At 67.0% G+C, this 20,596-nt stretch carries 19 protein-coding genes; 11 read left to right on the top strand and 8 right to left on the bottom strand.

The features are described from left to right. Positions 1–187, bottom strand: a 187-nt coding sequence (locus AC1DZQ_RS18820; RefSeq protein WP_476961534.1) for a hypothetical protein, incomplete at its 3' end; no start/stop codon positions are given. A gap of 114 nt (positions 188–301) precedes the next feature. After that, the gene (locus tag AC1DZQ_RS18815) at positions 302–1,195 is read right to left on the bottom strand and encodes a pullulanase X25 domain-containing protein (RefSeq protein ID WP_476964921.1); all 894 of its coding nucleotides are present in this window, start codon (positions 1,193–1,195) and stop codon (positions 302–304) included. A gap of 344 nt (positions 1,196–1,539) precedes the next feature. On the opposite strand from AC1DZQ_RS18815, the gene AC1DZQ_RS18810 reads away from it, so the two are divergent. Next, entirely contained in the window at positions 1,540–2,367 is an 828-nt protein-coding gene (locus tag AC1DZQ_RS18810) for a CPBP family glutamic-type intramembrane protease (RefSeq protein ID WP_476964920.1), read from the top strand. A 38-nt stretch (positions 2,368–2,405) separates the two neighbouring features. Here the strand turns inward: AC1DZQ_RS18810 and AC1DZQ_RS18805 are convergent, their stop codons facing one another. Continuing rightward, positions 2,406–4,139: a SulP family inorganic anion transporter gene (locus tag AC1DZQ_RS18805; RefSeq protein ID WP_476964919.1), complete on the bottom strand. Its 1,734-nt coding sequence runs from the start codon at positions 4,137–4,139 to the stop codon at positions 2,406–2,408. Positions 4,140–4,402: 263 nt separating this feature from the next. Between AC1DZQ_RS18805 and AC1DZQ_RS18800 the strand changes: the two genes are divergently transcribed. After that, complete coding sequence (locus tag AC1DZQ_RS18800) at positions 4,403–5,377, top strand: aldo/keto reductase (RefSeq protein ID WP_476964918.1); 975 nt, start codon at positions 4,403–4,405, stop codon at positions 5,375–5,377. A gap of 107 nt (positions 5,378–5,484) precedes the next feature. On the opposite strand, the gene AC1DZQ_RS18795 is transcribed toward AC1DZQ_RS18800, so the two are convergent. After that, positions 5,485–6,537, bottom strand: coding sequence for an adenosine deaminase (locus AC1DZQ_RS18795; protein ID WP_476964917.1), 1,053 nt, complete (start codon positions 6,535–6,537; stop codon positions 5,485–5,487). A 48-nt stretch (positions 6,538–6,585) separates the two neighbouring features. On the opposite strand from AC1DZQ_RS18795, the gene AC1DZQ_RS18790 reads away from it, so the two are divergent. Together AC1DZQ_RS18790 and AC1DZQ_RS18785 are read left to right on the top strand one after the other, a co-directional pair. After that, entirely contained in the window at positions 6,586–9,243 is a 2,658-nt protein-coding gene (locus AC1DZQ_RS18790; RefSeq protein WP_476964916.1) for an excinuclease ABC subunit UvrA, read from the top strand. Between the two features lie 276 nt (positions 9,244–9,519). Beyond that, complete coding sequence (locus AC1DZQ_RS18785; RefSeq protein ID WP_476964915.1) at positions 9,520–10,173, top strand: transglycosylase family protein; 654 nt, start codon at positions 9,520–9,522, stop codon at positions 10,171–10,173. A gap of 96 nt (positions 10,174–10,269) precedes the next feature. On the opposite strand, the gene AC1DZQ_RS18780 is transcribed toward AC1DZQ_RS18785, so the two are convergent. Beyond that, positions 10,270–10,842, bottom strand: a complete 573-nt coding sequence (locus AC1DZQ_RS18780) for a hypothetical protein (protein ID WP_476964914.1) — start codon at positions 10,840–10,842, stop codon at positions 10,270–10,272. 145 nt (positions 10,843–10,987) lie between these two features. Between AC1DZQ_RS18780 and AC1DZQ_RS18775 the strand changes: the two genes are divergently transcribed. Further along, positions 10,988–11,884 carry an MSMEG_6728 family protein gene (locus AC1DZQ_RS18775; RefSeq protein WP_476964913.1) on the top strand — a complete coding sequence of 299 codons (897 nt, stop codon included), beginning with the start codon at positions 10,988–10,990 and terminating at the stop codon, positions 11,882–11,884. A gap of 115 nt (positions 11,885–11,999) precedes the next feature. On the opposite strand, the gene AC1DZQ_RS18770 is transcribed toward AC1DZQ_RS18775, so the two are convergent. Further along, entirely contained in the window at positions 12,000–12,470 is a 471-nt protein-coding gene (locus AC1DZQ_RS18770; RefSeq protein WP_476964912.1) for a hypothetical protein, read from the bottom strand. A gap of 234 nt (positions 12,471–12,704) precedes the next feature. Here AC1DZQ_RS18770 and AC1DZQ_RS18765 point away from each other — a divergent pair, with 234 nt between their 5' ends. Further along, positions 12,705–13,751 (top strand): response regulator transcription factor, encoded by a 1,047-nt coding sequence (locus AC1DZQ_RS18765; RefSeq protein WP_476964911.1) that lies wholly within the window; start codon positions 12,705–12,707, stop codon positions 13,749–13,751. Here AC1DZQ_RS18765 and AC1DZQ_RS18760 read toward each other — a convergent pair. Both AC1DZQ_RS18760 and AC1DZQ_RS18755 read right to left on the bottom strand, forming a co-directional pair. Further along, positions 13,748–14,500: a signal peptidase I gene (locus AC1DZQ_RS18760; RefSeq protein WP_476964910.1), complete on the bottom strand. Its 753-nt coding sequence runs from the start codon at positions 14,498–14,500 to the stop codon at positions 13,748–13,750. The two genes, AC1DZQ_RS18765 and AC1DZQ_RS18760, sit on opposite strands and share 4 nt — an antisense overlap. A 91-nt stretch (positions 14,501–14,591) precedes the next feature. After that, entirely contained in the window at positions 14,592–15,206 is a 615-nt protein-coding gene (locus AC1DZQ_RS18755; RefSeq protein ID WP_476964909.1) for a TasA family protein, read from the bottom strand. Positions 15,207–15,393: 187 nt separating this feature from the next. Between AC1DZQ_RS18755 and AC1DZQ_RS18750 the strand changes: the two genes are divergently transcribed. The 5 genes from AC1DZQ_RS18750 (at position 15,394) to AC1DZQ_RS18730 (ending at position 20,503) form a co-directional block, all read left to right on the top strand. Continuing rightward, complete coding sequence (locus AC1DZQ_RS18750; RefSeq protein ID WP_476964908.1) at positions 15,394–16,302, top strand: SDR family oxidoreductase; 909 nt, start codon at positions 15,394–15,396, stop codon at positions 16,300–16,302. Between the two features lie 38 nt (positions 16,303–16,340). Further along, positions 16,341–16,730, top strand: a complete 390-nt coding sequence (locus AC1DZQ_RS18745) for a DUF1622 domain-containing protein (RefSeq protein ID WP_476964907.1) — start codon at positions 16,341–16,343, stop codon at positions 16,728–16,730. A gap of 40 nt (positions 16,731–16,770) precedes the next feature. Then, a complete protein-coding gene (locus AC1DZQ_RS18740; protein WP_476964906.1) occupies positions 16,771–17,559 on the top strand; it encodes an isocitrate lyase/PEP mutase family protein in 789 nt (262 codons plus the stop codon). A gap of 67 nt (positions 17,560–17,626) precedes the next feature. Next, positions 17,627–18,502 carry a YqjF family protein gene (locus tag AC1DZQ_RS18735; protein WP_476964905.1) on the top strand — a complete coding sequence of 292 codons (876 nt, stop codon included), beginning with the start codon at positions 17,627–17,629 and terminating at the stop codon, positions 18,500–18,502. 105 nt (positions 18,503–18,607) lie between these two features. Next, positions 18,608–20,503: an HNH endonuclease signature motif containing protein gene (locus tag AC1DZQ_RS18730; protein WP_476964904.1), complete on the top strand. Its 1,896-nt coding sequence runs from the start codon at positions 18,608–18,610 to the stop codon at positions 20,501–20,503. The last annotated feature ends 93 nt before the right edge of the window (positions 20,504–20,596 follow it).

Genomic DNA, 20,596 nt, shown 5'->3' with positions numbered 1-20,596 from the left:
CCGTGGGAGTCGCAGCAAACTCATCATGATCCCGAGCGTAAGCCCAAATCCCGACCGCATGCCCCGAAATCCCATACTCACGCAACACCGCACCCTTTTGACCACGCGGGGCAGCCTCGTACTTCTCCAGGATCGAAAGCTTCTCCTCAAGAGTCCGGAACGGCACCTTCCCAGTCGACTTCGTCATGCCCAACCCGCCCGCCTGTCGCGAAGACAATCTGTCTCACGACAGGCTGACAGAGAGGGTATTCGGGTGTCGCAGGGTCATTTGCGTGTCGGCAGGACGATTGGGTGTCGGTGCCTACTGAAGGACGATGTCCCGGGTGCGGTGATCGTACTGGATGACCAGGAGGCCGCCGCCGTGGTGGACCTCGTGGTTGGGTCCGTCGAAGACGCCAAACGCACCGTAGTTTTCGTCCCAGGAGCGGTTCAGGGCGATCTTGAAGGTGTAGAAGCCGGCAGGAATCTCCGCGGCGATCTTCCAGAGCTGATCCACCTGGTCCAGTTCCATCTGGGCTTCGTCATACTGCGGCGCCCAGTTGGCGGGCGCGCCGAGCAGGATGTTGAAGTCGCCGGCAACCGCGACGGCTTCGGGCTGGTCGATGGTTTCGACGCTGACGGCCGGTGCTGCCGCCGTCGGAGCCGCTGCCGGGGCTTCGTCCTTCGCAGCGGGCTTGCGCTTCCGCACCGCCTTGGCAACGGGGGCCACAACTTCCTCGACGAGCTTGGCGGCCTTGCCGGCAACCTTGGAAGTTTTCGACGGCGCTTCCTCGGCCGTGGCGGCCGGCGTTGCTTCTGTCTTTGCTGCCTTCGCCGGCTTCGCCACGGGAGCTATCGGCAGCGGCGTGCCCGCCGGAACCGGTGTGCCGGCGTCGAGCGCTGTAGCGAAGACGGCAGGCTCGGCGAAAGCCACCGTGGCGCGCTGGCCGTCGTCGGTGATCGACCAGCCGGAGCGGCCCTTGACCAGCCAGCCCGCCTTGACCAGCTTGCCCGTCGCGGTGGTCAGCGTCTTGTGGCCGCGGGGAATGCCGCCGCTGAGGAGTTCGCGTTCGTGGTCGTTGAGGGGTACCCGTGCGATTGCCTCGCCGAGTACGGCTCCGGCGTTCAGCTTTTCGCCCGTCCATACCTCCTCTGTCAGGACATCCAGCACGGCCTTAAGCCGAAGGTTGGTGTTTTCCGCGGTGTTCGCGCCCATGGGTCTCCTTTAGAAGCAATTGATCCACCTGCATTTTGCCAAGGAAACGATGGTTTTTGCGAGCGGATCCTGTTAACTCTGTGTGTCGTGACCCACTATGACAGGGCTGAGCCGGGCGCGCGACGGACCAACTCACCGCTACCCGCGAGTAGAAAAGCAACGCGGGGACACTTACGGCCCATCGAAGCGCCGCGAACCGGCCGTAAGTGACCCGCGTTGTTCACATAATGCCAGGTGCCTTGGAGCTGCGGTCCGCGGAAGGTGCCCGTTTCGGCGTTACTGGATTCGGGGGCACCCGCGGGCGGACAATGAGCCGTATCCGTCCCTGTCCCCCAGGAGCCGTCATGCCGCGTTTCAAGGTCTGGCTGCAGCGTCACCGCCTCTCGGCGTTCTTTGTCCTGGCCTTCGCGATTTCCTGGTGCTCCTTGCCGCTCTACGCGGCCGGGCTGATGACGCAGTTCGAATTCCTGCCGATCGGTCCGCTCGCTGCGGCCCTGATCGTCATTGGGCTCGCCGAGGGCAGGGCCGGCTTCCGGGCGTGGGGCCGGCGGCTCATCCGGTGGCGGGTGGGCTGGGTCTGGTACGCCGTGGCCCTCCTCCTCCCGCCGATGATGGCGCTGGTCACCGGATTCGCGAACATGGCCCTCGGCGCCCCGGCACCGGGGCTGACCCAGGTGACGTGGTCCGGGCTCCTGGCCGTTTTTGCCGTGCGCCTGGTCAATCCGCTGGACGGACCCCTGGGAGAGGAGCCCGGTTTCCGCGGCTATGCCCTGCCGCTGCTCCAGGCGAGGTGGGCGCCGCTGCGGTCCGCGGTGCTCCTGGGCGCTATGGTGGCCCTCTGGCACCTTCCGCTGGTCGTGTTCGGGCAGCTCAGCCTGATCGGGCTGCCCACCACGTTCGCCATCACTTTCCTCTACGTGTGGCTGTTCAACCGCACCGGCGGAAGCGTGCTGCTCACATACCTCTTCCACGACGCCCAGGGCACGTTCACGGTGGGTTCCTTCGGTTTCTCCGGTGCCGAGGCCGGCCGGGCAGAACTGATCTACTTCGCAGTCGTGGTCCTGGCAGTCCTGACCACAGTTGTCCTGGACCGGGGTGCATGGCGCGCGGCACCCGCCTCCGCCATCGACTCCGTGCTGCTCACTTCCGGATCAGATCGGATCCACCGCTAATCCACCGCTAGGGAGGAACCGCGTCCTCTCCCCTGCCGTCACTCCTCGGCGCTCCACTGGGCCCCGGTCTGGGCCATGTAGGCGGCTACAGCTGCTTCGGTGGTGGGATAGAAGTGCTCCGGCTCGATCTCGCGGGTCAATCCGTACTTTTCGATCTTCTCCCGGGTCCTGTGCTTGACCTCGGCGAACACCAGGGAGATGCCCTGCGCGTTCAGCTCGACATCCAGATCGAGCAATACGTCCGCGGCGGTTGTGTCCACGTCCGTGATCGGTTCGGCCGCGATAATGATCCACCGAGGCTTGGGTTCAGTTAGGGCCAGGTGCCGGATGTTGTCGCGGAACGGCCGGACGTTGGCGAAGAACAACGGGGCGTCCCACCGGTAGATCACCAGGCCGGGCAGGTGCTTCGCGTCCGGGTGGACGCTGATGTCGTGGAACCCCTCATATCCGGGCACCCGCCCGATCACTGTCTCGTACGGCCACCAGGCCCGGCGGAAGATGTTCAGGATGGACAGCCCCACCGCAATGCCGATGCCGGGCAGAACGCCCAGGAGCGCCACTCCAAGAAAGGCGGCCATGCACAGGTAGAACTCGGTTCGCCTCTGGTGCCAGAGACGAACCGTTCCCGGAATGTCGGCGAGGGAGATCGACGCCGTCATCACCACTGCCGCCAGGGCCGGCTGTGGCAGGTTCCGGAACAGCCCCGGCAACAGCACGAGCATGAGGAGGATCAGCACGGCGCCCGTCACGCCCGTGAGCTGGGTCTTCGAGCCGGAACGTTCCGCGACGGCGGTCCGGGATCCGCTGGTGCTGACCGGGAAGCCCTGGAAGAGGCCCGCGGCCAGGTTCGCGGCGCCGATCCCGATCATCTCCTGGTTGCCGCGGATTTCCTGGCCGGAGCGTGCGGCGAACGCCGTCGACGTCGAGATCGTGTCCGTCAGCGACACCAGCGCAATTCCCAGGGCCCCGGCGAACATCAGTCCAAGGTCCGCGAAGTCCACCTGGGGGATGGTGAACGGCGGGAAGCCTTGTGGCAGTTCCCCGACCAGTGAGACGCCCTTGGCTGCCAGGTCGAAGACCGACGTCGCCGCGATCGCGAGGACCACCATGACGAGCACCGCAGGGACCTTGGGCAGCCACCGTTGCAGGGCAAGTATCAGCACAATCCCTGCTATGCCGACCGCCGCCGCGGCGACCACCGTCTCGCCGTTGGCCACGCCCTGGACGAATCCGACCAGGTCACCAATGAAGTTATCGCTGTCCACCTTGAACCCGAAGAGCTTCGGGAGCTGACCCACCAGGATGGTGATCGCGAGACCGTTCATGTAGCCGATCATCGTCGGCTTGGAGATCAGGTCGGCGATGAAGCCGAGCTTGGCCACGGACGCGAGGACCATGATGGCGCCGACCATGAGGGCAAGCATCGAGGCGAGCGCGACCGCCTTCTGCGGGTCGCCGTCGGACGCAACAAGGGGCAGGACCGTCGCGGCGATCATCGGCCCCAGCGCAGAGTCCGGCCCCAGGACGAGAATGCGGGACGGGCCGAAGACCGCATAGGCGAGCAGGCAGAGGATGCTGGTGTACAGCCCGGTAATCGGGGGCAGCCCTGCCAGCTCGGCATAGGCCATACCTTGGGGAACAAGCAAGGTCGTCAGGACGACCCCGGAGATGATGTCCTTGCCGAACCAGTCCTTCTGGTAGGTCGCGGCGACATCGACTCCAGGCATCACCTGGCGCAGCCAGCCCTTGCGCCGCTCGCGAGTCTTCGTCATATCTGCACTTTGCCGCGCGCCCCCGCCCGGCGCATCCCCCGGCAAGGGTGAACCGCCTCCGCCTGTGCAGTGGAGTCTGGCGTGCAGTGGACTCTGGCGGAAACGGCAACGCGCTCCCGTTGTGTCCCCTGCGCTCCGTTGTGTCCCCTGCGAGATGGGCCTAGAGTTGCGGTCTGCCCACTGCGCGCCGTCCCGCCGCCTGAACATGCGCCGGGTCAGGTGCCGGATCGGGTGCCCACCATTTGTCTTTGAGGAGATCATCCATGGAAACCCGTACACTCGGTTCGCTCACCGTCTCGGCCCTGGGTTTGGGCTGCATGGGCATGAGCGAGTTCTACGGCCACGGCGAGGAAAACGAGTCCATCGCCACCATCCAGGCTTTTCTCGACGCCGGCGGAAGCCTGCTCGACACCGCCGATATGTACGGCCCGTTCACGAACGAAGAGCTTGTGGGCCGGGCCATCGCCGGCCGACGCGACGACGTCGTCCTGGCCACCAAATTCGGCAACGAACGGCGGCCCGACGGATCCTGGGTCGGCATCAACGGCTCCCCCGAGTACGTGCGCGCCGCATGTGATGCGAGCCTGCAGCGGCTGGGCGTGGACCACATCGACCTGTACTACCAGCACCGGGTGGACAAGACCGTCCCGATCGAGGACACCGTCGGAGCCATGGCTGAACTGGTGCAGGCCGGCAAAGTCCGGCACCTTGGCCTGTCCGAGGCCAGCGCCGACACCATTCGCCGTGCCCACGCCGTGCACCCCATCACCGCCCTGCAGACCGAATACTCGCTGTGGGAGCGCGAGCCGGAAACCAAGGTCTTCCCGGTCCTCGCCGAGCTCGGTATTGGCTTTGTCCCCTACAGCCCGCTGGGCCGCGGCTTCCTGACCGGCCAGTTCCGCAGCCCCGACGACTTTGCCGCGGACGATTTCCGCCGGCACTCCCCGCGTTTCCAGGGCGAGAACTTTGACCGAAACCTGCAACTCGTGGATCGGGTCAAGGAGTTGGCGGGCGCGTTGGGCTGCACCCCGGGGCAACTGGCACTGGCCTGGCTGCTGGCCCAGGGCGAGCACATCGTTCCCATCCCGGGCACCAAGAAGCGCGACCGCCTGCAAGAGAACGTGGGCGCCACCGACGTCGAACTCTCCGCCGAGGACCTGACCCGCCTGGACGAACTGGCTCCGGCCGGGGCGGCCGCCGGAGCGCGGTACCCGCACATGGACTCGATCGACGTCTAAGCCGGCAACCGGGGGTCACCCAGACCCCCACGCTGCACTGTTGCCCTATCAGTTATGGTTCCCAACCGCCCGTTTTGGCGACCATAAGTGATAGGGCAACTGTGATTTTAGTGCCCAGACGCGGCGAGCTCGGCCAGGAGCTCGGACTTGCGTTCCTCGCTCGCAAAGGAGGACCGGATCGAGTTCGCGGCCATCCGGACGCAGTCGAACTCGGACAGGCCGATCACCGATTTCAGCTGCGCGAAGTTGTCGTCCACGTACCCGCCGAAATACGCCGGGTCATCCGAGTTCACGGAGACGTTCAGCCCCGCCGCGAGCATCGCCGGCAGCGGGTGCTCGGCCAGCGTGTCCACCGCCCGGAGTCGGACGTTGGACAGCGGGCACACGGTCAGCGGCATGAACTCGTCCACCAGCCGTTCCACAAGCTCCGGATCTTCCATGCAGCGGATCCCGTGATCGATCCGCTCGACTTCGAGGATGTCCAGCGCGTCAATGATGTACGACGGCGGGCCCTCCTCGCCGGCGTGCGCGATCCGGTGCAGCCCAGCTTCCTTGGCCCGGGCGAAGAGCCGCTCGAACTTGGCCGGCGGGTTGCCTACCTCGGCGGAATCGAGCCCGATGCCGGCGATCGGTGCTTCCATGGCAATCAACTGCTCCAGCACCTCAAGGGCGGATTCCTCGGTGAGGTCGCGCAGGAAGGCCGCGATCAGGAGGGTGGAGATGCCGAACTCCTCGCGGGATCCGGCCAGCACCGAGGCCACGCCGTTGACACACGTCTGAAGCGATATCCCGCGGGACAGGTGCGCCTGCGGGTCCAGCATGATCTCGGCGTGCCTGACCCCGGCGAGCGCCGCCCGGGCCAGGTAGGCCCGGGTCATGTCGGCGAAGTCCTGCTCCGTCTGCAGCACGGCCATGTTGGCGTAGTACAGGTCCAGGAAGGACTGCAGGTCCGTGAACTTGTAGCGCGAGCGCAACTCGTCCAGGTCCGCGTAGGGCAGTTCGATCCCGTTGCGCTCCGCGAGCGCGAAGATCAGCTCCGGTTCCAGCGTTCCCTCAATATGAAGGTGCAGTTCGGCGACCGGGAGCGGGAGGGGTTCACCGGCCTCCGGTTCTTCAGGCTCTTTCTCTGCAAACGGTGCCCCGTCGTCGTTCGTATCCATCCGGTAAGGATATGCCCGGCGCTCCCCGGAGCCGATAGAGTCGAACCAATGCAAAATAAACAGCATGCTTCCAATTCGCCGCGCCAGGCCGACCGGGATCTAATTCAGGATCTGGCTCCCGGCAATCCGACGGACGGTTTTGTCCGGGTGCGCGGTGCGCGTGAGAACAACCTGCGCAACGTGGACGTGGACGTGCCCCGCGACGCGATCGTCGCCTTCACCGGAGTCTCCGGCTCGGGCAAGTCCTCCCTCGCCTTCGGCACCATCTACGCCGAGGCGCAGCGCCGCTACTTCGAATCCGTGGCCCCCTACGCGCGCCGGCTCATCCAGCAGGGGCACAACCCCAAGGTGGAAATGATCACCGGGCTGCCGCCCGCCGTCGCGCTCCAGCAGCGCCGCGGGACGCCGAGTTCGCGGTCCACGGTGGGCACCCTCACCACCCTGTCCAACTCGCTGCGCATGCTCTTCTCCCGCGCCGGCAGCTATCCGGACGGCGCCGGCCCGCTGGACTCGGACGCGTTTTCCCCGAACACGGCCGCCGGCGCCTGCCCGGAGTGCCACGGCCTGGGGATCGCGCACACCGTCACCGAGTCCTCCCTGGTCCCGGACACCTCGCTCAGCATCCGCGACGGCGCCATCGCCGCCTGGCCCGGGGCCTGGCAGGGCAAAAACCTGCGCGACATCCTGACCCACCTTGGCCACGACGTCGACACACCGTGGCGGAAGCTGCCCAAAAAGGACCGCGACTGGATCCTGTTCACCGAGGAGCAGCCCGTGGTGGAAGTGACGCCCCAGCGCGACCGCGTCGCCAAGCCGTACAAGGGCCGGTTCTGGAGCGCCAAGAGCTACGTGCTGCATACGCTCGCCGATTCCAAGAGCACCACCATGCGCGAGAAGGTGCTGCGATTCATGGAAACCGGCCCGTGCCCGGTCTGCGGCGGCAGCGGCCTGACCCCGGCCGCCGTCGCCGTCACCTTCGCCGGGCGCACCATCGCCGAACTCAACGCCGTCCCCATGACGGAACTGGCGGACATCATCCGCCCCACCACCGAGCTCAAAGAGGCTGGGACCGCGTCCCGCAAGCAGTCCTCCGGCGAGGGCAACGAGGTGGCCGTAGCCATCACCCGCGACCTCCTGCAGCGCGTCACCGTGCTGCTGGACCTCGGCCTGGGCTACCTGGCGCTGGGCCGGTCCACGCCCACGCTCTCCCCCGGCGAAATGCAACGGCTCCGGATCGCCACCCAGCTCCGCTCCGGACTGTTCGGTGTGATCTACGTGCTGGACGAGCCCTCCGCCGGCCTGCACCCCGCCGATGCCGAGCCCCTCCTCGCGGTCCTGGACCAGCTCAAGTCCTCTGGCAACTCGGTGTTCGTGGTGGAGCACAACATGGACATCGTCCGCCGCGCCGACTGGCTGGTGGATGTGGGTCCCCGCGCCGGCGAAGGCGGCGGCGAAGTGCTTTACAGCGGACCCGTAGCCGGCCTCGCCGAGGTGGACGCGTCGGTGACCCGGCCGTTCCTGTTCCCGGACGGCCCAGCTGGTTCGGCTGACGGCGGGCCCGACGGCGGTACTCGCCGCAGCGCGGACGACGGCGGGCCTGGTCRCAGCGCGGACGACGGCGGCGGTTCCGCCGCCAGCGGCGCCCTCCGGGAAGCTGCCGGCTGGCTGGAACTGCGCGACATCAGCCGCCACAACCTGCGCGAACTCGACGCCGACTTCCCGCTCGGCGTGCTGACCGCGGTCACCGGCGTCTCCGGCTCGGGCAAGTCGACCCTGGTCAGCCAGGTCCTGGCCGAAGTGGTCGGCGCCCGGCTGCACCCGGAGCCAGACGCTGCGGCGAAGGCTCCTGAGGATCTTGAGGCCGAAGCTGGCGAGTCCGCCGAGCCGCTCAGTGTTGGGCCGGTCTCAGGCCTGGACCAGCTGGACCGGCTCGTCAAGGTGGACCAAAAACCGATCGGCCGCACGCCGCGCTCCAACCTCGCCACCTACACCGGCCTCTTCGACGCCGTCCGCAAGGAATTCGCGGCCACGGACGAGGCCAAGGCGCGTGGCTTCGGCGCCGGCCGATTCTCCTTCAACGTTGCCGGCGGCCGCTGCGAAACCTGCCAGGGTGAAGGCTTCGTCGCCGTCGAACTGCTGTTCCTGCCCGGCAGCTACGGCCCCTGCCCCGAGTGCGATGGCTCGCGCTACAACCCGGAAACCCTTGAGGTGACGTACAAGGGCAAGAACGTGGCGGAGGTGCTGGGCCTGACGGTGAATGCCGCCGCGGAGTTCCTCGAAGGGGTGCCGGCCGCCGCGCGCAGCCTGCGAACGCTGCGCGAGGTGGGCCTGGGCTATCTACGCCTCGGGCAGCCGGCCACTGAGCTCTCCGGCGGCGAGGCCCAGCGCATCAAACTCGCCACGGAACTGCAGCGCGCCCAGCGCGGCCACTCCCTCTACCTGCTGGACGAGCCCACCACCGGCCTGCATCCGGCCGACGTTCAGCTCCTCATGGCCCAACTGCACCGGCTCGTGGACGCCGGCAACACCGTCATTGTGGTGGAACACGACATGGATGTGGTGGCCGCAGCGGACTGGGTGATCGACCTCGGCCCGGCTGGTGGCGACGCAGGCGGCGAGATCGTGGCGATCGGGACCCCCGCCGCCGTCGCGCGTTCCACGCAGAGCCGGACGGCGCCGTACCTGGCCGCACTGCTCGGAGGCTGATTGACGCGGAAGTGTCCGCGGGCATCCGCGGCGGGGCGAACTGCGACGAGATGATAACGGCAAAAGCACCCAAAGTAACGCCTTGATAACGTCCCGGGGCTGACTTAACCTAGTATCCATGCCCGGCAACCGGGCATGGCATGCCCGGTGCTACCACCACCAAATACTGCCCGACCGGTAGACACCGCTATGACCTCTATTGTCAGGGGCGGGCAGTAGTGCGACAACGTCCGGGGACGGACCGAGCACCGGTGGCTCTCAGGAGCATCTGAAATCATGAAGAAATCAACCTACAGCACTGTCGCGCGCCGCGGCGTCACCCTAGCGGCCGTCTCTATCGCAGGCGTCGCGTTGTCCGCTTCGGCCGCTAACGCGGCCGTCCCGACCACAGCCCCCGCCTCCACCTGGGACTCACTGGCCCAATGCGAAAGTGGCGGCAATTGGGCAACCAACACAGGAAACGGCTACTCGGGCGGCCTGCAATTCAGTGCCAGCACGTGGGCAGCCCATGGCGGCACGGGGTCCGCGGCGAACGCCAGCCGTGAACAGCAGATCGCCGTCGCCCAGAGAGTGCAGGCCAGTCAGGGTTGGAGCGCGTGGCCGGCCTGCGCCGCGAAGCTGGGCCTACGCGGCGGCGCGGCGGCTCCGCAGAGCGCAACCACATCACGACAGCCAGCCGCGGTTTACACCCCGGCCAAGGTGCCTGCCCGGCAAGCCGCCCCCAAGGCAGCCGTCCAGACACCCCGCCACGTTGCACCGGTATCAGTGAGTGGCCAGACCTACACCATCCGGAGCGGCGAAACCCTGAGCACGATCGCCGAGAAGCTCAACATCGCCGGAGGCTGGCACTCGCTGGCCGACGCGAACACGGCGACCGTCGGCAACCCCCACCTGGTCTTCCCTGGTCAGGTGCTGCAGCTGCCCGGATAGGGCTACCCGTTAAAGCACGACGCCGGAGCGTTCCCTTGAGGGGTCGCTCCGGCGTCGTGCTGTAAGCGGTGAGCCGTGCGGGCTCAAACGTGCGGCTCAGGCGGCCAGCGGTATTTCGCGGACGATCTGGAGTTTCCACGCAGCGTCGTCGCTCGTGTCCAGCAGGGCCACGGTGCCCATGGCCAAGTGCAGCGCCACCCGCTTCGCAGCGAGAAGCTCCAGGTAGAGGTTTTCATTAACCCGGGCAGGGGCGTCAATGACGTACTTTACGGCGTCGCGGACCTTGCGGTAATTGTCGCTCCGCTCACGGTGCAGATGCAGTTCCAGCATCCGGCGCTGCCGGATCAGCGGCTCGTGACGGTTCAGCAAGGACACCGCGGTGTGGACTGCAACCACCAGGGTCAGCGAGACCGCGTAAATCCACCAGCCCGTGTTGAGCAGAAAAAGGGGCAGGTTGGCAATCGCCACAACGGCGATGCAGAGGCGCAACGCCAGTATCCGCCGCATGGTCAGCGCGAACGATGCCATTGCGGCGCGGAACCCGTGCTGTTCCTTAAGGGCTGCCACTGGGTCAAGAATGACCTCCTCGAGCACCAAAATGCCGTTCGCTTCCGGGCCGAGCAGTTGTCCGTATTTGGGCACAAACGGCAAAACAGGGTCTGGGTTCATGGCGTGTCCTCCGGACGGCATTGTTGGGGTCCTGCTATATTACGCCCCTCCGCGATGGGGTGTCTGCTTCATTCCAAAATGTGAACATGCGCACGCGCGGTCCTGTGCAATTGGTGGTTTCGTCGTGTGGCCTCAAACTGGAGAGATGCAGACTTTCCTCCCCTTCCCCGATTTCCAGCAGAGCGCCGCGGTTTTGGACCGCGAGCGGCTCGGCAAGCAGCGCGTCGAGGCGCTGCAGATCCTGCGTGCGCTGGTGATCCCGGAGTACGGCTGGCAGTCGCACCCGGCGATCCGGATGTGGATGGGGTACGTTCCCGCGCTGACAATGTACGGCCTGGCCATGGTGGATGAATGGACGGCCCGCGGCGGCGAGGACACCACGCGCGAGAAGATCATGGAGTTCGCCCCGCAGGCGGCCCACCCCGACTACGCCGCCAAGATCCCGATGCCGCCATGGCTGGGCAATGAGGATTTCCACCTCAGCCACCGGTCCCGGCTGATCGCCAAGGATCCGCGGTTCTACACAGACGTATTCCCGGGCACGGACCCGGATCTTGAGTACATCTGGCCCGAACCGAAGCACGAGCTTGTGCCCGAGGATCCAGCCGGGGACCGCATGTGGGTCCTGCGCCTGCCTCTGGGCGACACCGAGCCCGCGCAACTGAAGACCGTCAGCCTGCCGCCGGTTGGCCGTAGCAAGGCCCCCGCGGACGACGACTACCAGTTCGTCTACGCCGAATCCGGCTCCCGCCGTCCGGGCAAGGTGCGCAAGCTGCCCCCGAAGCAGCTCGTCAAGAAGCCCACCCGCAAGCGCCAGCAGCAGGAAGAGGCGTTCAACACTCTTCCCGGAAACTCTGTGGTTGCGATCCCGTTCAACGGCGGCACCGCCTTCGCCGTCGGCAAGGTCCTGGGCCGGCCGATCACGGTTGAGGGCCACTTCGCCCGCAACTTCCAGGTCGACGAGATCGTGGACCGAAGCGCCTTCGACTACCCCGCCCTGATGCAGGACCCGCGGGCGTTCTTCCCGATTCCGGCGAGGTAGCCGAACAACCGCACCGAACGACGTCGGGCGGTGTTCCGGCGTCGTTCGGGCGATCGCTACGCCGGAGTCCGACGTCGGAGTCCCGGCGTCGGCACGCGGTTCGTCGGCCCGCGGTTCAGCAGGTGACGGTCTGCTGCAGATTCGGCCCGGTCCATGAGCCTACGAGGGCGGACAAAGTGAAGGTGTAGATCCCCCTGCCGTTGCCCCGGCTGAGAGTCATGACGTCATGCGTGGTGTCATCCGCCGCAATCACCCTCACTTCTTCAGGTCCGGTGGGAGACGTCAACGTCGCCGTGTACCCCGTTGCCCGGTCCACGGCGGCAAAGCCCGTGAAACTGATGGCTGCCCCCTTTTTCCCCTGGACGGTGGCGCATACCAGTGTGCCGTTGATGGATGCCGGCGCGGGGACCTTATAAGTCCCCACGTTTAGGGCGGCTGTGGTTCGGGCCGTGAACGTCGCGTAGGCCAGCCCGGGAGCCCCGAGCAACAGGGCCACCGCCACAGGGACGGCCAGCAGCCCAGACCGATGAGCCAGCCACGCGGGCGAGACCCGCGGGGCTGCCGCAGAGCGCTTGGCGAGGTTCACTGATGGCACTTTCTCTCCGGGCAGTTGATCGTTGCCTCAACTCTGACAGGCGAGCTTCAACACCGAGCCGGGTTCAACTTCAACGTTTGCTCAAGAAAACCTGTTAGCCTGAATTCCACTGTTACGCCTGTGGCTTGTGTCACATTCCGTGACGCGTGGGGTGGTTGCTGCACGCGGGTCTCTTGGTCTTAGAAGCTGGGGTTATTTTTGGATTCATCGGGTCAGCTCCGCGCGGTGGTTGTAGATGGTGACTGCGACGTGCGACTTCTCATCTGCCGGACACTTCAGTTGCAGGGCTTCGCCGTTTTTGAGGCTGGTTCCGGAGCCGAAGCCCTCCTGAAGATCCAGGAACATCGCCCGGACCTTGTCACGCTGGATCTGGACCTTCCTGATTTGGACGGTGTGGAGGTGTGCCGCCGGCTGCGCAAATTCTCCGACGCCTACGTCGTCATGATCACGGCCCGGGCGGACGAGATCGACGAGTTGATGGGACTGGAGATCGGTGCGGATGACTTCATTCGCAAGCCGTTCAGCCCGCGTTCCGTCCAGGCCCGTGTGACGGCAGTGATGCGGCGCCACCGGCCAACCCCGCAACGTCCCGCGCCGCGGCGCCGTGCAACGGATTTCATGCCGGCCGCTTTCACGCCGGCCGCGTCCGAATCTGGGACGCACGGATCATCTGCCCAGACGCCGGTACCTCCTCGACGCCGGGCCAGCGACGTCCCACCGATAAGTTCCGGCTCCCGCTCCCCGACGCACGCAACCCCGCGGCGCCGGGCGGGCGACGTCGCGTCCTTCGCCCCCGAATCCGCCGGCATCCCTGGAACCACCGCGGGCACCCCATCGCCTGAGGCCGGCATCCCGTCGCCTGAGGCCGCCGCAGCAACAGGTGCCGACACCCGGCGCCCCGACACCCACGGCGTCGTCCGCCACGGGCCGCTGGTTGTTGAGGTCGAAGCCCGGGCGGCGTCCCTGGACGGCGTCGAGCTGGCGTTGACGCGGACGGAATTTGATCTTTTGGAGGCCCTGGCCGGCGCGCCGCGCCGGGTATGGACGCGAAGGGCCCTCCTGACGCAGGTGTGGGGCACCGAATGGCCCATGGACGAGCACCTCGTGGAGGTACATATCGGCAACCTGCGCAAGAAACTCGGCGACAAAGGCCGCGAACCGCGGTTCATCCGCACGGTACGCGGTGTTGGGTACCGGATGGCGCCGGTTGAAAGGTTGAGCAAGCCGGTCAATGTGGCCAGCGTCCAGGATCACGCCGCCGCCCTGGGTTAACTCCTTCCGCCGGCCGGACCGGAGGCCCGTTCAGCAGGCTTCTTCCAGATCGCCGTCAGCACCACGACAACGAACAGGGCAGACGCGCCGTAGAGGAGGACGGACTGCACAACCGGCTGGCGCAAGGCCCTTATGACGTCGCCAAGATACGGCACGACGCCCGCCTGCGTGTGGACGTAGTCCTCGGACAGCACGGCAGTCCAGGGATCTGCCCCGGCGTTGGCGTCACCCTTGGTGGTCACGGACGTCGCGCCGGCGTCGTCGCGTTTGATGCTGGCAACGCGGTGGGTTTCAATCCGGTGATCGTCGATCGGAGTGCTGTACGTGATGACGTCGCCAACCTTCAGCTCGGAGACCGGCGTCCTCACGCTGACAACGACGTCGCCCGGGTTGATGCCCGGCGACATGCTCCCCGTGAGCATGGTGGACGTCTGGTAGTTCAGGAAGCGCGGCCCGACGGCGAGAAAGAGAAACACCAGAGCGGCGACGATCAGGAGGATCGTGAAGGCGGCTCGTCCGGCCATTCCGGCAGCCGTGGACACCAGGCGCCCGCGGGTATGCGGCGGCCGTTCGGCTCGACGTCGTGCGCGGCCGTGGTGTTTGGGGTCCGCGCCGGTGGCGACGGTGGTTTCGGGGCCGACAGAGACGGTGGATTCCGGACCAGTAGCGACGGTGGTTTCCGGGGCGACATCACCGGCGGGAGCGAGGTCGCTGGCATTCCGACGGGTCAGCTTGATGACGGTGCTCACGGGATCGTTCCTCCTGCCGGTGTGGATCGTAAGGGTAAAGCCGGGGGCTCAGTCGGGCCGAGACCTGACCGGACTGAGCCCCCGAGCGCTGTTACTTGTTGCCGGCCGAACGCTGGATGGCGTCGAAGGCGAAGCTGATAGTGCTGTTCTTGCCCTGGAACGCGTTGTCCGCCGTGTCGGGAACCGTCAGCGAGACCCGTAGGTTGTCGGTCTGGCCCGGGAGAAGCGACTTCAGCGTCGTGAGAGTGTTGGCGCCGATCACAGCGCGTTTCTGCACGACCGTCGTAGTCGTGCCGGAGCAGCTGTAGGTGAAGGACGGAGCGGTCCCGACCTCCGTCCACGGAACGGTGCATGCGTCGATTTGCAGCTTCAAGCCGTTCACGGCGTCGGTATCAAGGATGGACGACGTCGTAGCGATCGTCGTGAAAGTGATTGATGGGAATGCCTGGTCACCGGCGTTGGTCAACGTCACAGCACGCTGCATGGTGTCGCCCGGGACCGTGCCGGCGGCCGCAACGCTGAGCCGGTTAGTTGAACCGTCAGCACCGACCGAGAGCTTGACGGTTGCGGAATTGACGGCTGTCGAAGCCGACGTGCTGGCGGTGAAGCCACCGTAGGTGCCCATCCCGGCCACGCCGGCAGCTGCGGCGAGGAGTGCTGCGGAGGCCAGGACCTTGCTGGATGTGGACTTGAGGTTGAGACCCATCAGATATCCGTTTCGTGGAGCCGGCCGTCGCGGACCGGGCGAAGTAGTTGTGTCCGCCAGCCCCCAGGCTGACCCTTACAACGATGCCCGGCCTCCTTCAAGGCAATGGTTCAGTGCACGACAAGATCACTTCAAGATTTGCTCAAGCCTGTCCGTGCGGCTTCCCGAAGGCTGGCAGACTGGCCTCATGACTGTTCTGTTGGCCGGTTGCGGCGATCTGGGCACCGAGGCCGGGCTGCGTTTCGCGGCTGCTGGCCATCGTGTGGTGGGGTGGCGCCGGTCGCCGGAGAAACTTCCGGCTGCCATCGAGGGGGTTGCCGCTGACCTGAGCTCCGGTGAGCTCCCGCCAGTTCCCGCGGACACCACCGCCGTCGTCGTCGCGATTGCCGCGGATTCCCCGACGGAGGAGGCCTACCGGACCGCCTACGTGGAGGGTCTGTCGAACGTGCTGGACGCGGTCCTGGCGTCCGGGGCAAGCGTCCGCCGGATCCTGTTTATTTCTTCGACGGCCGTATATGGCGACGCTGGCGGCGGCTGGATTGATGAACGCACGACGCCGGAACCCGGCGGGTTCTCGGGCCGCATCATTCGCGAGGCAGAGGAACTCCTCTACAGCCGCCTGCGCGGCACCGGCATCACCCCGGTGGTGCTGCGGCTCGGCGGGATCTACGGTCCCGGCCGGACGCGACTGATCGACCAGGTGCGCGGCGGAACCGCAGTTATTCCCGACGCGTCGCGCTTCACGAACCGTATCCACCGCGACGACGCCGCCGCGGCAATCGTCCGTCTGTGCACCATGGACACGGTTCCCGCGCCCGTCTATCTGGGCGTGGATAACGAACCGGCCGAATTGGGCGAGGTGCTGGGCTTCCTGGCGGCCGAGCTGGGACTCCCCCGGCCGGCGTCGGAGTCCACTGATGCTGCGGCCGGGGTCTCGGCGTCGGGCGGCACTTCGGCGGGCGGCGAACCGTCGCGGGGCGGCAATAAGCGAGTGAGCAACGGACTGCTCCGCAGTACCGGTTTCAAGTTTGAGTACCCAAGTTTCCGAGAAGGCTACCGGGCCGTTCTCTCCGGCATCGGCGTCCGGCACCCGTAAGGTTTGAATCTCACTGCCCACTTTCTCCGAGGGGAACCATGGATCTTCAGCACATTATCGAGACGGCCGGCCGCTTCATGGACTTCGCCGGCGTGGCCGTCATGGTAATCGGCGCCCTCGTGTCCATCCCCCTGGCGCTGCGGGGATTCCAGCCGGAACGCCTGCCGGCAGGCTCCGAGCCGCTCTCCGTCTACCGCTCCTACCGGCAACTACTCGGCCGCTCCATCCTCCTCGGGCTGGAGCTGCTGGTCGCGGCCGACATCATCCGTTCGGTCGCCGTCACACCGACCTTCGAGGGCGTCGGCGTGCTGGCCATTATTGTGCTCATCCGGACCTTCCTGAGCTTCTCACTCGAGCTGGAAATCACCGGACGCTGGCCCTGGCAGACGCAGCGCAAGGGTTCCCCTGACTCTTCCGCGGCCGGCTGAACCCCTTCCGGCTGTAACGGTGCCCGGCTAGGCTCGCGGCATGACAGACTACGCGCGTTCCCGTGCCTCCAAAGCCACCGAGCTGCTCCGTCTCCACCAAGCCCCGGAGATCCTCCAGGTCATCAATGTCTGGGACGCAATCACCGCGAAAGTAGTCGGCGATGTTCCGGGCACCAAAGCGTTGGCCACGGCCAGCCACTCCATCGCGGCGTCCCGCGGTTACGAAGACGGCGAGAACATCCCGGTGGACGAAATGATCGCCGCCGTCGGGCTGATTGTCGCCGCTACATCGCTGCCCGTCAGCGCTGACCTTGAAGCGGGCTACGGGAACCCCGGGGAAACGGTGCGCAAGGCGATCGGGGCCGGCGCTGTCGGAGCCAACATCGAAGACCAGATGCGCCCGCTCGCCGATGCCGTTGCGCAGATGCGTGCTGCTGTCAGCGCAGCCAAGGCTGAGGGCATCGACTTCGTTTTCAATGCCCGCACCGACGCCTTTTTGAAGGGCAAGGACCGACACCCTTCTGCGGTGCTGGCCGATGCCATTGAGCGCGGCCGGGCCTTCCTCGACGTCGGCGCGACCACGGTGTTTGTCCCGGGCCTATTGAACGAAGCGACCGTCAGCGCGCTGGTAGAGGGAATCGGCTGGAACAAGGTGTCCGTCATCAATGTGCCCGGTTCCCTGGCCCCGGCCCAATTGCAGGAACTTGGCGTGGCCCGCATTTCCTATGGCCCGTGGACCCAGCGCGTGGCACTGACGGCGTTGGCCGACGCGACGGCGGAGCTGCTGGCCGGCGGGACGCTTCCGGAAGGTACCCGGGCACTGAACTGACCTGCCTCCCTTTCTGCAGGTGCCAAGGACTCAGCCTGCCTGCTCTTATGATGCCGACCTTCTCACCATGCCGAGCGAAGATCATGCCGAGCGAAGGGAGCTGATCCGATTGGGCATTGATCCTTGGCCGGACGCGCCCGAGCTTCCGGCACCGATCATCATGGACCAGCGTTGGATGGACGCCGTCTTCCTGCACTGGCGCATCAGTGAGGCAGTGGCGGCGCAGTTCATGCCACCGGGCGTCGCGCCCGACGTCTTCGACGGATCCGCCTGGGTGGGGCTGATCGGATTCCGCATGCAGGATGCCGGACTTGGCCGCGGTCCTGGCATCCCCTATTTCGGAAGCTTCAACGAGATCAACGTGCGCCTCTACTCCCGGGAGCCGGACGGCACCCGGGGTGTGGTCTTCCGCAGCCTGGATGCTTCGCGTTTGGCGGTGGTGCTGGCCGCGCGGGCGGCCGGGATTCCGTATGTGTGGTCGCGGGCGAGCTACGTTGGCGCCGATTCGGTGGACTCCAAGGTGGATTCCGAGGGGCGCACCGCCGTCGTTGGGGGCGGAGGGACTGCTGGTGTAGCAGAGTCGGCGTCGGCCGGAGCTGCGGCTGGGACGGCTGCGCCGGCCGGGTATTCCGTGCGCCGTTTTCGGGGCGGCGCCCGGAGCCATTTCACCGTCGTACCGGATCCCGACGTCGAACCGACCGACCCGCTGTCGATCCACCTCACGGCCCGTTTCGGTCTGCATACCCGGTTCAAGGGCAGGACCTTTTATGTACCCAACACGCATAGTGCGTGGCCGCTGTACAGGGCGCGGCTAGTCGGCCTGGAAGACCAACTCGTGCGCGCTGCGGGAATTGAAGTGGCCGGGACACCTGAATCTGTACTTTTCTCACCCGGAGTCCACACGCAGTTTGGGCGGCCCCGGGTCCTGAACAACACGCTGTGAAAGCTGCCTGAACGCTCGCCTACCCGGCAACTGCCGCCGCGGCGTCAGCGAGTGGGCACGCGCGGTGCTCGCTAAATTGTCGTACCCCTTCAGTAGATTCAAGTCATGGAAGCCGTCAGGGATTTCATTCCTTTCGAGGATGACCAGGGTATGGACCGGGGCACGGATCCGGCCCCGCACTCCGGTGCGGACGACGCCCTGGCCGCCCGGTCGGGCCTGGACGTCGCCCTGGCGGTCCTGCGGGACGTGAGTGCGACGGCGGTGGAGGATGCGGGATCGTGGGGATTCCGGGCCGCGTCGGACTTCGCCGGCCAGGTGGAGGAGTTCTCGCGCGCGGCCGAGTTTCTGCAGCTGGTCGCGGCCGCTGCCGTGGACCGGACCCGGAAGCAGTCCGCCGCCGCGGCAACGGGGAGTGCGGGGGACGCGGGGAGTGCGGTGGGGGCGGTCACCGCGTGGACTACGGGCTGGCGCGAGAGTCCCGGCGGATGGCAGACCGGCGGGGCCGGAACAGCGGAGCCTGCCGCCCCCTCCGCGGGCGCGGAGCCTGCCCGCGCCTCCGCAGTTTTGGAGGCCCCCGCGGGCGCGGAGCCTGCCGGCGGGCCCAGTTCCGTGGCGGCGGTTCCCGCGGCCGCTCCGGCGGCCGGGCCAGGGTCGGTGCTGGATGACGGGTACCGGAACACCACAGAGTTCCTCCGGGCGCGGCTGCGGATCGGCGCCGCGGAGGCCAAGCGCCGGCTCTGCCTCGCCGAAACCCTGCTGCCCCGGCAGGGACTCGGCGGCCGGGCCGTACCTGCCGTGTACCGGGAGCTTGGGGCCGCCGTCGCTGCCGGCGAGGTCGCGTCCCGGGCCGCCACGGTCATCACCGCCGCCCTGGACCGGGTCCGGCCGCTGTGCGGGGCCGAAGCGGCGGCCGCCATGGAGCACGCCCTGACCCGCACCGCCGCCGAGAACGACGCCGACTTCCTGGCCCGGGTCACCCGCAGCTGGGCCGACGCGATGGACCAGGACGGCGCCGAGCCCGCCGAGGAACTGCTCCGCCAGCTCCAGGGCGCCTTCCTCCGCAAACCCCGGCACGGCCTGCAGCACCTCGAGATCTTCGCCACCGCCGACCAGTTCGAATACCTCCTCACGGTGATGAACACCGCCACCAACCCCCGCACGGGCAACGCGGCACAGGCCGGAACGGGACACGGGTCCGCGGCAGCGGACGGTGAAGACGCCGGGCACAGCCCTGCCGCCACAGAATCCGCCGGCGGCTCGAGTGTTGCCGGCGTTGGAACAGCCGGGACTGTCCGGGCCGGCACCGGTTCGTCGGAGGACCCCGCGCTGCCGGAGGACTCCGCGCTGCCGGTCCTGGACCTCCGCTCCCGGCCGCAGAAGCTCCTCGACGGCCTGGTCGGCGCGTGCAAGGCGGCGCTGGCAACCGGAGGGCTGCCCGCCGCCGGCGGACTCCGGCCGCAGGTCATGGCCACCATCGACTACCGAGACCTGCTCACCCGGCTTCACGAGACCACCGGCGCCACAGCAACCACCGGAGAGCCCGGGACGGGAATCAGGGCCGGCACCGGGACGCTGCTGTTCACCGGGCCCGTCACCGCCGACACCGTCCGCAAGATCGCCTGCGACGCCGACATCATCCCCGTGGTGCTGGGCGGAGAGGGGCAGGTTCTGGATATCGGACGGGCCTCACGTGTCTTTCCGCCCCATGTCCGCAAGGCCCTCACCGCCCGGGACCGGGGCTGCGCCTTCCCGCAATGCACCATTCCGGCGCCGTGGTGCGAGGCGCACCACATCACCTACTGGTCCCGGGGCGGGACCACCGGCACGGAGAACGGAACCCTGTTGTGCTCGCATCACCACCACCTGATCCACAAGGAACAGTGGACCATCCAAATGCGGGCCGGCATCCCGTGGTTCATCCCGCCACCCCACCTCGATCCCGGCAGGCAGCCCCGCCGCAACCACTACTTCAGACCCGCCAACCTTCCGCCCGCCGCATAACCAAAGCCCGCGCGACTCCGCCGGTCCGTGCAGTTCGCACGTCCAGGCCAAAGTGATGGCCGTGCGGGGGACAACCCTACGACGGCAGCAGCT

The organism is Arthrobacter sp. P1_C12_2 (assembly GCF_056406415.1).
This window is presented reverse-complemented; position numbering and strand designations above follow the sequence as displayed.